The 14,687-nt window shown below is 61.7% G+C and carries 11 protein-coding genes; 5 read left to right on the top strand and 6 right to left on the bottom strand.

Going from position 1 to position 14,687, the window contains the following annotated elements:
* Positions 1-130: 130 nt before the first annotated feature.
* The gene (locus B3397_RS16515) at positions 131-988 is read right to left on the bottom strand and encodes a carboxylate/amino acid/amine transporter (protein ID WP_296252045.1); all 858 of its coding nucleotides are present in this window, start codon (positions 986-988) and stop codon (positions 131-133) included.
* A 280-nt stretch (positions 989-1,268) separates the two neighbouring features.
* Positions 1,269-1,586: a 3-phosphoglycerate kinase gene (locus B3397_RS16510; RefSeq protein ID WP_296252043.1), complete on the bottom strand. Its 318-nt coding sequence runs from the start codon at positions 1,584-1,586 to the stop codon at positions 1,269-1,271.
* A 49-nt stretch (positions 1,587-1,635) separates the two neighbouring features.
* Here B3397_RS16510 and B3397_RS16505 point away from each other — a divergent pair, with 49 nt between their 5' ends.
* From B3397_RS16505 to B3397_RS16490, 4 genes are read left to right on the top strand one after another with little or no spacing between them, the layout of a single operon-like run.
* Positions 1,636-2,559 (top strand): LysR family transcriptional regulator, encoded by a 924-nt coding sequence (locus tag B3397_RS16505; RefSeq protein WP_296252041.1) that lies wholly within the window; start codon positions 1,636-1,638, stop codon positions 2,557-2,559.
* A gap of 12 nt (positions 2,560-2,571) precedes the next feature.
* Positions 2,572-2,823, top strand: coding sequence for an alpha/beta fold hydrolase (locus B3397_RS16500; RefSeq protein ID WP_296252038.1), 252 nt, complete (start codon positions 2,572-2,574; stop codon positions 2,821-2,823).
* A 3-nt stretch (positions 2,824-2,826) separates the two neighbouring features.
* Complete coding sequence (locus B3397_RS16495) at positions 2,827-3,390, top strand: peptidylprolyl isomerase (protein ID WP_296252037.1); 564 nt, start codon at positions 2,827-2,829, stop codon at positions 3,388-3,390.
* Positions 3,391-3,439: 49 nt separating this feature from the next.
* Entirely contained in the window at positions 3,440-5,269 is a 1,830-nt protein-coding gene (locus B3397_RS16490; protein WP_296252106.1) for an ABC transporter ATP-binding protein, read from the top strand.
* A gap of 82 nt (positions 5,270-5,351) precedes the next feature.
* Here the strand turns inward: B3397_RS16490 and B3397_RS16485 are convergent, their stop codons facing one another.
* The gene (locus B3397_RS16485; protein ID WP_296252035.1) at positions 5,352-6,476 is read right to left on the bottom strand and encodes a GNAT family N-acetyltransferase; all 1,125 of its coding nucleotides are present in this window, start codon (positions 6,474-6,476) and stop codon (positions 5,352-5,354) included.
* Positions 6,477-6,752: 276 nt separating this feature from the next.
* Between B3397_RS16485 and B3397_RS16480 the strand changes: the two genes are divergently transcribed.
* Positions 6,753-8,042 (top strand): putative porin, encoded by a 1,290-nt coding sequence (locus B3397_RS16480; RefSeq protein ID WP_296252033.1) that lies wholly within the window; start codon positions 6,753-6,755, stop codon positions 8,040-8,042.
* A gap of 109 nt (positions 8,043-8,151) precedes the next feature.
* On the opposite strand, the gene B3397_RS16475 is transcribed toward B3397_RS16480, so the two are convergent.
* The 3 genes from B3397_RS16475 to B3397_RS16465 form a co-directional block, all read right to left on the bottom strand.
* Positions 8,152-9,273 carry a beta-ketoacyl-ACP synthase III gene (locus tag B3397_RS16475; protein ID WP_296252031.1) on the bottom strand — a complete coding sequence of 374 codons (1,122 nt, stop codon included), beginning with the start codon at positions 9,271-9,273 and terminating at the stop codon, positions 8,152-8,154.
* A 146-nt stretch (positions 9,274-9,419) separates the two neighbouring features.
* Positions 9,420-13,331 (bottom strand): ATP-dependent RNA helicase HrpA, encoded by a 3,912-nt coding sequence (gene hrpA / locus B3397_RS16470; protein ID WP_296252029.1) that lies wholly within the window; start codon positions 13,329-13,331, stop codon positions 9,420-9,422.
* A gap of 137 nt (positions 13,332-13,468) precedes the next feature.
* Complete coding sequence (locus B3397_RS16465) at positions 13,469-14,572, bottom strand: P1 family peptidase (protein WP_296252026.1); 1,104 nt, start codon at positions 14,570-14,572, stop codon at positions 13,469-13,471.
* Positions 14,573-14,687 lie beyond the last annotated feature (115 nt).

Here is a 14,687-nt window from a genome sequence, read left to right as displayed (position 1 = left end):
CTTGAAGCCAGGCGGAGCATAGGGTGAGCGGTTGTTATGAGTATGAGGGGCGATGCCAGATGCGGCGGATTCTACGCCCGGCGTCGGCCCACACACAACCTATGAGATGACCAGTGATCGGTTCCTCAACTCAAGCTGCCCGGCGCACGCCCAACCGGCTCAGCCACACCGAGAACAGAATCACCGCCCCACCCACAAACAGCCGCCCCAGCGGCTCGTGCTGGTTCCAGATCAGCAGGTTGAGCAGCAGGCCCACCGGTACATGAAGATTGTTCATTACCGCCAGCGTGGGGCCGGGCACCAAGCTGGCACCCTTGTTCCACCAGTACATGCCCAGTGCCGTGGACACCAGCCCCAGGAACGCCAGTACAGCCCATTGCAATGGCGCCTGGGGCAGGTTGTGCGGGTTGCCGAAGATCAGGAATGCTGGCAGCACTACCAACAAGGCACCGACGTAGAAATAGCCGAAGCGGCGATATTGCGGCTGATCGCTGGGGTGGCGAGCGACCAGATGCTTGTACAGCACTTGACCGGCAGCGTAGGTGAAGTTCGCCAGTTGCAGCAGCAGGAAGCCGATGAAAAAGTCCGGACTGATACGGTCGAAACGAATCACCGCAGCGCCGGCGACGGCGACCAGAGCCGCGACCAATGCCCAGCGGTTGAAACGGCGGTTGAGCGCGTCTTCGATGAGCGTGACGTGTACCGGAGTGAGGATGGTGAACAACAGCACTTCCGGCACGCTGAGCACGCGAAAGCTCAGGTACAGACAGACGTAGGTGACGCCGAACTGCAGGGCGCCGATCAACAGCATCGCGCGCAGGAACCTGGGTTCAACCTGGCGCCAACGGGTCAGGGGCAAAAAGACCAGGCCAGCGAGCAGCACGCGCGCAAGCACGGCGAAGTAGCTGTCGACGTGGCCGGCAAGGTATTCGCCGATCAGGCTGAAGGAGAACGCCTGGATCAGGGTAACAATCAGAAGGTACTGCATGGTGTGCCTCGAATTTGCGAGGCGCGGACCTTAGCGCATCCGCTGGGGATGGGCCAGATGTGTGTAGGGCCCTGTCACGGGCAGAGCCGATTTCCATAGGGATCTCCAGCAAGATCACCGCACCCTGTGGGAGCAGGTCCTACCCGCGATGAAGCCCCCAAAGCCCGCCCCTGCTCGATGAAAAACGTCGCATACCCAGCAAAACCTATCAATTAAGTTGTCTTGTTGGCGTATTCCTCTACTCTGTGAAGCATGCAACCCCGCAGTCACCCATAGCGCATCATTCGCTCGGTTCGCAGTGCACCTGAACCCGCAACTTGATGATGCTGCGTTTGAAATTCACCGACACATTGGCGGATTTCCCGGCGGCGACGGTCACTTTGCGCGTGCGCACGGGCTCCGGCCCGTTGCGAAAACGCACGTTGCACTGGGCTGCCTGGGTCCCGTAGTTCTGCAGCGTCACGGCGCCCAGGTCGTAGTCGGTGTCATGGGCGGTCACCAGGATATCGGTGTCGTTGAGCGTCTTCTCCACATCGATGGGGTAGGCAACGGCTACAGCGGGCAGCAACGCAAGCACCACAGCGCAGCATCTGATCATCAGGCAGTCTCCAAGGCAGGCTGTCAGCTTAGGACAACAGGAGTAGTAGATGAAAGCGCCCCGGGTCACCCTCGATCAATGGCGAACGCTGCAGGCGGTGGTCGATCACGGCGGCTTCGCCCAAGCCGCCGAAGCCCTGCACCGTTCGCAATCGTCGGTCAGCTATACCGTAGCGCGCATGCAGGACCAGCTCGGCGTGCCACTGCTGCGCATCGACGGGCGCAAGGCGGTGCTCACCGAAGCAGGCGGTGTGCTGCTGCGGCGCTCCCGGCAACTGGTCAAGCAGGCCAGCCAGCTCGAAGACCTCGCCCACCACATGGAGCAAGGCTGGGAAGCCGAAGTGCGCCTGGTGGTGGACGCCGCCTACCCCAGCGCTCGTCTGGTCCGCGCCTTGACCGCCTTCATGCCGCAGAGTCGCGGCTGCCGGGTGCGCCTGCGTGAAGAGGTGCTGTCCGGGGTCGAAGAGGTGCTGCACGAAGGCGTCGCCGACCTGGCCATCAGTGGCTACAGCATTCCGGGCCATCTGGGCACGGAGATGAGCGCGGTGGAGTTCGTCGCCGTGGCCCACCCCGACCATCCGCTGCTGAAGATGGGCCGCGAGCTGAGCTTTCACGATCTGGAAAACCAGATGCAGGTGGTGATCCGCGACTCCGGCCGCCAACAGCCCCGGGACGTCGGTTGGCTGGGCGCCGAACAACGCTGGACGGTGGGCAGCCTGGCCACGGCGTCGACCTTCGTCGGCAGCGGCCTGGGTTTTGCCTGGCTGCCGCGGCACATGATCGAACGGGAGCTGCGCGAGGGCGTGCTCAAGGCGCTGCCGCTGGAACAGGGCGGCAGTCGCCATCCCACGTTCTACCTCTACTCGAACAAGGACAAACCCCTGGGTCCGGCCACGCAGATCCTCGTCGAACTGCTGCGCACGTTCGACACCGCGCCACTGGATGTCCCCCATGCCGCTGAACAGCTCGTCTGACCGGTAGCCGACGTGGACGCCATCGTCAGCTGGGGTATGCAGGAACGTCTCGGGCGCATCACCTGTCCTACCCTGACCATCAGCGCCGATGAAGGCGACCCACCTGTGGCGCTGAAAGAACATTACGTAACATTGATTCCCGGTGCACGCCTCGCCGTCATCGAAAATTCCCGGCAGGCTATGCCGCTGGACCCAGCCAAGCGTTTCAACCAGCCGCGACCGGCATTCCTGCAGACAGTCGCCACCTCAACCAAGGACCACTGATCCATGCTGAAAAAAATCTTCCTCGCCGCCTGCACCCTGTCCCTGGCAGGCCAACTGATGGCCGCCGACGCCAAGCTGCCCCACGTGCTGCTCGACACCAGCATGGGCCAGATCGAAGTGGAGCTGGATGCAGTCAAGGCGCCCGTCAGCACCAAGAACTTCCTGACCTATGTCGACCAGGGCTATTACAACAACACCATCTTCCATCGGGTGATTCCGGGCTTCATGGTGCAAGGTGGCGGCTTCACCCGTGACATGCGCGAGAAAGAAGCCGCGGCACCGATCAAAAACGAAGCCGACAATGGTTTGCACAATGTTCGGGGAACCCTCGCGATGGCTCGGACTCAAGTAAAGGACTCGGCCACCAGTCAGTTCTTCATCAACCAGAAGGACAACGACTTCCTTGACCACGGTGGCCGTGACTTCGGTTACGCAGTATTTGGCAAGGTGGTCAAGGGCATGGACGTGGTGGACACCATCGCCAACGCCCCGACCACTACATCCCGCGGCATGCAGAACGTGCCGTCCGATCCGATCATGATCAAGTCGGCAAAGCGCCTGGATTGAGCTACCCACGCCAGGACCGTCACACACGCACAGGAGAGCACGTTTGAGTATCTATCGCCGCTTCGAACAATGGATCGATATCTTTCGTGAAGCTCCCACCGAAACGCCGCCGAACAAGGTCCTGGCGTTCTACATCTACTACCTGAAACAGGTCTGGCCCAGCTTTGCCACGTTGCTGGTGGTGGGGCTGATCGGTGCCTTGATCGAGGTGGCGCTGTTCCGCTACCTCAGCCGCATCATCGACATGGCGCAAGGCACGCCGAACGTCCATTTTTTCAGCGACAACGCCCTTGAGCTGACCTGGATGGTGGTGGTTGCCCTGGTGCTGCGGCCGATTTTCATTGGCCTGCACGACCTGCTGGTGCACCAGGCGATCAGCCCCGGCATGACCAGCCTGATTCGCTGGCAGAACCATAACTACGTGCTCAAGCAGAGCATGAACTTCTTCCACAGCGACTTCGCCGGGCGCATCGCCCAGCGCATCATGCAGACCGGCAACTCGCTGCGCGACTCCGCAGTGGCCGCCGTGGATGCACTGTGGCACGTGCTCATCTACGCAATCAGCGCCCTGGTGCTTTTCGCCGAAGCGGACTGGCGCCTGATGATTCCGCTGATCATGTGGATCATCGCCTACGTCGTTTCGCTGTATTACTTCGTGCCGCGGGTGAAGGAGCGCTCGGTGATCTCGTCCGACGCCCGCTCCAAGCTCATGGGGCGCATCGTCGACGGCTACTCCAATATCGCCACGCTGAAACTGTTCGCCCACACCAGCATGGAACAGCAGTACGCCCGCGACGCCATCACCGAACAAACGGAAAAGACCCAGCTGGCCAGCCGGGTAATCACCAGCATGGATTTCGCCATCACCACCATTAACGGTCTGTTGATCGTCGGCACCACGGGCCTGGCCCTGTGGCTATGGACCCAGTCGCTGATCTCCGTGGGCGCCATCGCCTTGGCCACTGGCCTGGTGATTCGGATCGTCAACATGTCCGGATGGATCATGTGGGTGGTCAATGGCATCTTCGAGAATATCGGCATGGTGCAGGATGGTCTGCAGACCATCGCTCAACCGGTCAGCGTCACCGACAAGAAAGGCGCACCGCGCCTGAAGGTCACGCGGGGCAACGTGCGCTTCGAAGACGTCGACTTCCACTACCCCAAGGGCGACAACATCATCGAGGGCCTGACCCTGGATATCCGCCCCGGCGAGAAGATTGGCCTGATCGGCCCTTCCGGCGCTGGCAAGTCGACCTTGGTCAACCTGTTGCTGCGCCTCTATGACCTGCCCGGCGGGCGCATCCTCATCGACGGCCAGAACATCGCCGAAGTGACCCAGGAGAGCTTGCGCGAGCAGATCGGCCTGATTACCCAGGACACGTCACTGCTGCACCGCTCGATCCTGGAAAACCTGCGCTATGGCAAGCCCAACGCCAGCGAGGAGCAGGTCTGGGAAGCGGTCCGCAAGGCCCGCGCCGATGAGTTCCTGCCCTTGCTGTCGGACAGCGAGGGCCGCAAGGGCTTCGATGCCCATGTCGGCGAGCGTGGTGTGAAACTGTCCGGCGGTCAGCGCCAGCGCATCGCCATCGCCCGGGTACTGCTGAAGAATGCTCCGATCCTGATCATGGACGAAGCCACTTCGGCGCTGGACTCCGAAGTGGAGGCCGCGATTCAGGAGAGCCTGGAAACCTTGATGCAGGGCAAAACGGTGATCGCCATCGCTCACCGCCTGTCCACCATCATCAAGATGGACCGGCTGGTGGTCATGCAGAAAGGCAAGGTGGTGGAGATCGGCAGCCACAGCGAACTGCTGGCGCAGCAGGGTCTGTATGCGCGGTTGTGGCATCACCAGACCGGGGGCTTTGTGGGGATGGATTGACTGTGATGGTGTCAGTACGGCGCCATCACCCCCCGCATAGGGTTGTGCGCCGCGGCCCCAGGGAGGGCCGCGCTGCCCTCCGTCAGGCTTGCCGATAAGGCAACGCCGCCCGCGCCTCCTCTGCGTAGCCCAACACCCCTACCCTTTCCGCTTCCAGAAACTCCTGAACCGCCGAGCGTAGCCCAGGGTGGCGCAGGTAGTGCCATGACCGGGTGATCACCGGCTCGAAGCCACGAATCAGCTTGTGCTCGCCCTGCGCGCCGGCATCGAAACGCTGCAGCCCATGGCTGATCGCATAGTCCATGCCCTGATAGAAGCACGTCTCGAAATGCAGGCGGTCGTACTCCGCCAGACATCCCCAGTACCGCCCGTAGAAACTGTCGCCGCCCAGCAAACTGAACGCCATGGCCACCGGCCGTCCAGACTGGCACGCCAGCACCACCCGAATCGACTCGGGCATACGCTCGGCCAGCAGGCTGAAGAACGCGCGATTCAGGTAGGGCGACTGCCTGCGCACTGCATAGGTATTGGCATAGCAGGCGTAGACGAAGTCCCACTCGGCTTCACTGAGTTGATGCCCCTCACGCCACTCGAACTCGATCCCTTGAGCCAGCACCTGCTCGCGCTCCTTGCGCATTTGCTTGCGCTTGCGCGAGCTCAGCGCATCGAGAAAGTCCTGAAAATCCCGGTATCCGCGGTTGTGCCAGTGGTACTGGCAGCCGAGCCGCTCCAACCACCCCTCCTCCTGCCCCAACAAGGCGTCCAGGTCCGGGTCGGTGAAATTGACATGGGCACTGGTCAACGCTTCGATCTCCAGATAACCCGGCACGCTGCGCAACAGTTCCAGACCCTCCCCGGGCTTGCGCGCCAGCAAGCGCGGGCCGCTGACGGGACTGAACGGCACGGCGCTGAGCAATTTGGGGTAGTAGTCGATCCCGGCGCGGCGACAGGCGTCGGCCCAGCCATGATCGAACACGTACTCACCGTAGGAATGCCACTTGCGATAACTGGGCAGCGCCGCGATCAGGCGGCCGTCTTCAACCTGCAGCAGGTGCTCGGGCTCCCAGCCCGAGCCCTTGCCCAGGCTGCCACTGTCTTCCAGCGCGGTAAGAAAAGCGTGGCGCAGAAACGGCTGCGGCTGGGGCAGCAGGGCATCCCACTGGGCGGCGTCCACAGCGGACAGGCTTGCAGCAACTTGCAACGGCATCGGGACATCTCCGGTAAATCGCGGGCTGAAGTCAGTATCGCGTATCCCTGAGGTAGCGGCCATCACCGAAAATGTGCCATCACGCGCGCGAGGCTCTAGCACGGGCTAAAGGCCGTTCAACTGTAATAACCAAGCCATTGTTCTGACATCGTTTTGTCATCACCCATCGCAATACTTGCGCCAGTTTTTCGGAGTCGTCACGCCCGCTGCCAGGTGTGTCCGAAAGCACTTTTAGGGTCCGGCGTTTGCCTGCCCATTTTCGATAGGGAGAACGTTATGCGTCTTGTTTCAACACTCACCAAGGCTAGCCTGAGCGCCGCAGTTCTGATGGCCATCAGCAGCCAGGCCAGTGCCGCTGTCGACGCCAAGTTGCTGGACATGCTGCGGGCCAACGGCTCGATCAATGCCGCACAGTATGCCGAGCTGAAAACCGAACTCGAAGGCGAGAAACAAGCCCAGCAAGTGGCTGCCGCCGAACAATCGAAGAAAATGAGTGCCTTCGACCAAAAAGTCGCCTGGGCTGCCAAAACCCAGATCAAGGGTGACATCCGCCTGCGTCACGAAAGCGTGGATGCTTCCACCGACACGCCGCGCAACATCACCGGCGACCAGGACCGTCAGCGCATCCGTGCTCGCCTGGGCGTCTACAGCGAAATCAACCCACAGGTAGACGGCGGTATCCGTGTCGCCACCGGTAGCAGTGCCGATGCTCGCTCCACCAACCAGAGCCTGGATGGCCAGTTCAACAAGAAATCCATCTGGCTGGACCAGGCCTACCTCGACTACCACCCGACCGCCGTGCCGAACCTGCACGTGATTGGCGGCAAGATCGCCCAGCCATGGGTGAGCATGGGTGACGTGATCTGGGACGGCGACATCAACCCGGAAGGCTTGGCAGTCACCTACAAAATGCCTCTGGGCGGCAAGACCGAGCTGTTCGGCAGCACCGGTTACTACGTGCTGACCGACAACGTCGACGGCGACGGCTATCAGTTCCAGCACGACCTGCGCATGTACACCGGTCAGGCTGGCGTTCGTTTCGCCCCGGCCGACACCGTCAAGGTGACCCTGGGCGGTAGCCTCTACGCATTCGACAACGACAACGACACCACCGGCCTGGCCATCAACGGCAACGCTCCAGGCAGCAACGAGTTCCAGCTGTACGAAGGTTTTGGTCAGCTTGACCTGACCGGCCTGCCACTGCCGCTGTCGTTCTACGGTCAGTACGTGGTCAACGGCGATGCCCAGAGCACCGCCACTTCCGACAAGGAAGATACCGCCTACCTGTTCGGCGTGAAGACCAAGTTCTACGGTATCGGCCTGGACTACAACTACCGCGACGTAGAGCGTAACGCAGTGGTTGGCGCGTTCACCGACTCGGACTTCGGCAACGGCTTCACCGGCGGCAAGGGCCACAAGGTCAAGGTCAGCTACGACATCGACAAGAACTTCGCTGTCGCAGCCAGCTACTTGAAGGCCAAGGACTCCTACATTGCCTCCAGCGTCACCAACAACAGCCGCCAGGACGTCGATACCCTGCAGCTGGACGTAGAAGCCAAGTTCTAAGGTTCTACACCGCAAAAAGAAAGGCGAAGTGTGCTGACCCCATCCAGCGCACTTCGCCTTTTCTGTTTGCCTGAGCGGTAACTTGGGAGTGACCCGGCTGACGCCGGTGCTACAGTTTTCGCAGGATCACGCTACCGATCGAATAGCCGGCGCCGAAAGAGCTGAGCACGCCCAGGGAACCGGGCTGCAGATCATCCTGATAGCGGTGGAACGCGATCACCGAGCCAGCCGAACTGGTATTGGCATAGGTGTCCAGAATCACTGGCGCTTCTTCTACGCTGGCATCGCGGCCCAGCAGTTTCTTCACGATCAAATGGTTCATGCTCAGGTTGGCCTGATGCAGCCAGAACCGCTTGACGCTATCTACAGCAATGTTGTTTTCGGCCAGGTGGGCGGCGATCAATTCGGCCACCATCGGGCACACCTCGCGGAACACCTTGCGCCCTTCCTGCACGAACAGCTTGTCGTCGGCGCCCGGCCCTTCGGCCTCTGCACGGTTGAGAAAGCCGAAATTGTTGCGGATGTTGTTGGAGAATTGCGTCAGCAGACGGGTGCTGACGATCTCGAACCGGTTCGCGGACGTGGCCAGGTCGGCGCGTTCGACGATGACCGCGGTGGCCGCATCGCCGAAGATGAAATGGCTGTCACGGTCGCGAAAGTTGAGGTGCCCGGTGCAGATCTCCGGATCGACCACCAGCACGGCACGGGCCTGGCCCAACTGCACGCTGTTGCAGGCTTGCTGGATGCCGAAAGTGGCCGAGGAGCAGGCCACGTTCATGTCAAAGCCGAAGCCTTGAATGCCCAACGCCTGTTGTACTTCGATGGCCACGGCCGGATACGGACGCTGCAGGTTGGAACAGGCGACGATCACTGCATCGATATCGGCAGCGGTCTTGCCGGCACGCTCCAGGGCTTGCTCCGCGGCGGCCACGGCCATCTGGCAAAGAATCGACTGCTCGTCGTTGCTACGCTCCGGCAGATTGGGCTTCATGCGTTGCGGATCGAGAATGCCGGCCTTGTCCATGACGAAGCGGCTCTTGATACCGCTGGCCTTCTCGATGAACGCCGCACTGGATTCAGCCAGCGCCTGCACTTCACCGCGATCTATAGCGGCGGCATTGTCGGCGTTGAACTGTTGTACATAGGCATTGAAAGACTCGACCAGCTCTTCGTTGGAGATGCTCTGGTCCGGGGTATACAGCCCGGTTCCGCTGATGACGACGTTGTGCACGGTCGTTCCTCTATTGTTAGGGGCAACTCATTCAGATACGGGCAAAGTGTGCCATATTTGCCGATGTTTGGGGGTCTTGGGATCTGCAGTGGAGGGAGGCCTGGGGCAAGGGGAATCACTTCCCGCAAACCCGGGTTGGATACCCGCTAGCCCTCCACACTCCCCCACTGCTTGCTCAGCCGCTTGTCCGACACCGGCACCTTGGTGCCCAACTGCTGGCCGAACAACGACACGCGATACTCCTCCAGCAACCACCGGTACAGCTCCAGCTCGGGATCACGCTTGCCCTCCTGGCCATGCTTGGCCAGGCGCGTCTGATACTGAGCCCACATATTGGCCAGCTCGCCACTCCACACGCGATCCTTCTGCACCTGGCCAGGCAGTTTCTCCAGACGCAACTCCACCGCCTTGAGAAAGCGTGGCAGTTCCCTGAGCCATGCTGCGGGGGTATTACGGACGAATCCTGGATACACCAGATTGCCCAGCTGCTGCCTGATATCGTTGAGCGCGACCGCCTGGTTCAGATCGATCTTGCCTTTGAAGCGCTTCTGCAAACCATGCCAGAGCTTGAGAATCTCCAGGGTCAGGCGTGCTATCCGGTCGGCATGTTCTGCCCAGCCCCCGCGCTTGCGCTCGGCCAGCGAGGCCAGCCCAGCGCCATCACGGGGCAGGTTGTCTTCGCCTTCCAGAATGCAGGCATCGAGGCTGGCCAGCAAAATGTCCTCCACCAAGGCCTCGACTCGACCCAGCTCGCGGTACAGCAGACCCAACTCGGTTTGCCCCGGCAGCTTGCCGCGCAGGAACTTGGCCGGCTCGGCCAACTGCTGCAGCAGCAGTCGCTGCAACGCACGCCGGTGCTGGAACTGGGCTTCGGCCGCAGTGGAGAATCGTCCTTCCTTCACCGTGCCATTTTCTTCCACCAGCGCCGGATACACCGTCATCGACAGCCCGGCGATGTTCTGCTGGGTGGTCTGCGCGACGCTGGCAAAGGCCTTGGCCTGGACGGGTTGCTGGCTTTTCGCCGTTGCCGGAGCCGCCAACGCGGCCTGACTGGCTTCGGCGTAGCGGGCCGTCAACTCGGCCAGATCGCGGCCTTCACCGAGGAATTTGCCGCTGCCATCGAGCACCTCGATGTTCATGCGCAAATGGCTATCGACTTGCTGCTCGGCTTCGGCCCAGGCCTCATCGCTGACCCTGGCACCGGTCATGCGCAGCAGCTCGCGACCCAGCGCCTGCGGCAACGAGCCTTCGGCAAAGCTGATACGGCCCAGCGCGGCCCGGACGAAATCCGGCACGGGCACGAAATTCTTGCGCAAGGCCTTGGGCAGGTTGCGCACCAAGGCAATGCATTTGGCCTCCAGCAGGCCCGGCACCAACCATTCCAGACGCGCCCCCGGCAGCGCCGGCAGCAATGGCGCTGGCACCCGTAGCGTTACACCGTCACGCGGGTGATTGGGCTCGAAGTGGTAACTCAGGGCCAGGGTCAGATCCCCCAGGCGCAAGGTATCGGGGTACTGCGCGGCAGTGACCTCGCTGGCCTCCCTGGCCAGCACGTCTTCTTCGCGCATGATCAACAGACCAGGATTGTTCTGGCTATTGACCTTGTACCAGCTGTCGAACGTAGCCGTCTGATGGATCTCGGCGGGCAGGCGTGCTTCGTAGAAACCGTACAGCGTTTCTTCGTCGGCCAGAATGTCCCGCCGGCGCGCCTTGGCTTCCAGCTCATCGAGTTGCTCGAGCAACTGCCGGTTGGCCGTGAGGCACTTGGCCCGTGACTGGATCTCGCCACGTACCAAACCCTCACGAATGAACAACTCGCGGGACGCCTGCGGATCGATGGGCCCGAAATGCACCGGCCTGCGGCCGACCACGATCAGGCCATAAAGGGTGATCTGCTCGAACGCCACCACCTGGCCGCGCTTCTTCTCCCAGTGCGGCTCGAAATGGTTTTTCTTGACCAGATGGCCGGCCAGAGGCTCGATCCAGTCCGGCTCGATCTTGGCGACCATACGGGCATACAGCTTGGTGGTTTCGACCAGTTCGGCGGCCATCAGCCACTGCGGCTTCTTACGCCCCATGCCCGACGACGGATGCACCCAGAAACGCCGCTGGCGTGCCCCCAGATAGTCGCCGTCTTCGCTCTTCTGACCGATCTGGCTGAGCAGGCCCGACAGGATCGCTTTATGAAAGCGTGGGTAGTCGGCCGGGTCCTTGTTGACCGCCAGTTGCAGGTCGCGACAGATCAGGCCCAACTGACGATGAGCGTCACGCCACTCCCGCAGTCGCAGGTAGTTGAGGAAGTTCTTGCGGCACCAGTTGCGCAGCGCGCTGGAGCCCAATGCCTGGCGCTGCTCCTCGAAGCCGCGCCATAGGCTCACCAGGGCGGCAAAGTCCGAATCGGCGTCTTTCCATTGGGCGTGGGCCTGATCGGCAGCCTGTTGCCGCTCGGGTGGCCGCTCGCGAGGATCCTGCACGGAAAGCACACTGGTGATGATCAGCACTTCCTGCAGGCTGCCCTGTTTGGCGCCTTCGAGGAGCATGCGCCCCAGTCGGGGATCGATCGGCAGGCGTGCCAACTGCTTGCCCATGAGCGTGAGCTGGTTCTCGCGGTTGACCGCCGAGAGCTCCTGCAACAGGTTGAAGCCATCGCTGATGGCCTTGCCATCAGGCGGCTCGATGAAGGGGAACTGATCGATCTCGCCCAGGCGCAAGTGCAGCATCTGCAGGATCACCGCCGCCAGGTTGGTGCGCAGAATTTCGGGATCGGTGAATTCCGGCCGCCCGAGGAAATCCTCTTCGCTGTACAGGCGAATGCAGATCCCAGGCTCCACGCGCCCACAGCGGCCCTTGCGCTGGTTGGCGCTGGCTTGCGACACGGCTTCGATGGGCAGGCGCTGAACCTTGGCGCGGTAGCTGTAGCGGCTGATGCGCGCGGTGCCGCTGTCAATCACATAGCGAATGCCCGGCACGGTCAGCGAGGTTTCGGCGACGTTGGTGGCCAGCACGACTCGCCGCCCGGGGTGGGACTGGAAGATCCGCTGCTGTTCGGCCGGCGAGAGGCGCGCGTACAGCGGCAGAATCTCGGTGTGCTTGAGCTGGGCCTTGCGCAGCATGTCGGCGGCATCCCGGATCTCCCGCTCGCCGGGCAGGAACACCAGCACGTCGCCGGGGGTCTTGCGCTCACTGCGTTCGAAGGCGGCGATTTCATCCAGAGTGGCCAGAATCGCCTGATCCACCGTCAGGTCGTTTTCGACCTGATTGCCCTCTTCATCCTGCTCGGCAGCGAGTGGTCGGTACCAGGTATCGACGGGAAACGTGCGGCCCGACACCTCGATGATGGGCGCACCGTCGAAGTGCTGGGAGAAACGCTCCAGGTCGATGGTTGCAGAAGTGATGATGACCTTCAGATCCGGGCGCCGCGGCAGCAGTGTCTTCAGATAGCCCAAGAGAAAGTCGATATTGAGGCTGCGCTCGTGCGCCTCGTCGACGATGATGGTGTCGTAGCGTTCCAGGAACCGATCGTGCTGAGTCTCGGCCAGCAGAATGCCGTCGGTCATCAGCTTGACCAAGGTATTGGCCTCGCTCTGGTCTTCGAAACGAACCTGATAACCCACCAGGCCGCCCAGTGGCGTGGCGAGCTCTTCGGCCACTCGGCTGGCGACGCTGCGCGCGGCAATTCGACGGGGCTGGGTGTGGGCGATCAGGCCATGCTGGCCGCGGCCCAACTCCAGGCAGATCTTCGGTAACTGAGTGGTTTTGCCCGAACCGGTCTCGCCGGCAATGATCAGCACCTGGTGTTCGGCCAGCAACTTCTTGATTTCGTCACGCTTGGCAGCGATGGGCAGGCGATCGTCGTAGCGAACCACCGGCACGCTGGCACGCCGCGCCGCGACCTTGTCGAACGAAGCCTGCACTTTCTGCACCCACTGGCTCAGCTTCGCCTCGTCGGGCTTTTTGCGCAGCTCATGCAACTGACGCCGGAAACGGTGGCGGTCGCTGATCATGGCTTGATCGAGGTTTTTCAGAAGCTGGTCAATGGAAGCGGCTTGGTCGGTCATCGGGTACGCAGAGATCTTCTTTGGCTACGGCGGGGATATTGCCGGAGATTGTCGCAGATTTGCGCGCGCAGCGCCTTGTGTCAGAACCGGCGTGACGCGCAGGGACTGGCTGGCCAGTTCCTGCGCGTCGATCTGGCTTACTCGGCAGGGTTCCAGCCCACGGCCTGCAGAGCATCGATCAGGGTATTGCCGTCCAGGCCGTGGACGGTCACGCCGTCTTCGGTATCCATATCTTCGCCAGCAAGCAAGGCATTGATGATTGCTTCCTCGACCGCTTCGCCGGCGGCCTCGAACAGGGCAGAAATATGGTCGTTGTTGACCATGCTCAGAGGCACGGTCAGAGCCCCGTCTTCCCGTGCATAGTCAGCGACGGGCAGGTCTCTGTTGGCCGTGGAGAACGCCAGGAAGATGTCGCCGCTGGAATCTTCCGTTCCACCGCCCGTCCGGGCGATCCCCAGCGATGCCCGCTGAGCCAACCGCTGGCATTGATGTGGCAGGAGCGGCGCATCGGTAGCCAGGATGACCACGATAGACCCCATGCCAGGCGTGCCGCCAGCTGCGAATGGCGATCCAATATGCATCAGCTCGCGACCCACAGGATAGCCATCCACCCGCAGATTCTGTCGCTTGCCATGATTGGCCTGGACCAGCGCCCCCACGGTCCAGCCACCGCTTGTTTCGGCGACCACTCGCGACGACGTACCGATCCCGCCTTTGAATTCATGGCAGATCATGCCCGTTCCGCCACCCACTGCACCTTCGGCCACTTCGCCGGATCTGGCGTCTTCTACCGCGTCGCGCACCATTTGTGCATTGACATACTGGCCCCAGATGTCATTGAGTCTGCCGTCGAAGGTTTCCATGACGACCGGCATGCACCAGTACGGCGCGTCAGTTGCCAATTGCTCTCGCTCCAAAGCAATCAATGTGTCTCGCACTACCCCCACGCTGTGCGTGTTAGTGATGCCAATCGGGGTCGTCAGCATGCCGTTCTCTCGAATCCACTCGAGGCCGGTGGCATCGCCATTGCCGTTGAGTACGTGACAGCCGGCAAAACAGGGCTGCAAGCGGGCGTGCTCATCGCGAGGCTGGACGATGCTGACTCCGGTTCTGATCTGACCGGATTCGCCTTCGGCGATCAAGGTGGCGTGTCCGACGCGAACGCCGTCCACATCGGTAATTGCATTCAATGGGCCCGGAGTGCCAAGCCCCAAAGTAATGCCAAGTTCACGTGCGCGCATAAAAAAATCCTTGTTCGAAGTGCGTGATCGTTAAACGGCGTGTGCCGCGTTGATCACATGCTAAGAACAAGGACGGCGAGTCACAAACGGCACCCCGTGTAGGCGTGCTTCCAAC

This window comes from Pseudomonas sp. UBA4194 (assembly GCF_002379585.1).
In the GTDB taxonomy this organism is placed as follows: domain Bacteria; phylum Pseudomonadota; class Gammaproteobacteria; order Pseudomonadales; family Pseudomonadaceae; genus Aquipseudomonas.
This window is presented reverse-complemented; position numbering and strand designations above follow the sequence as displayed.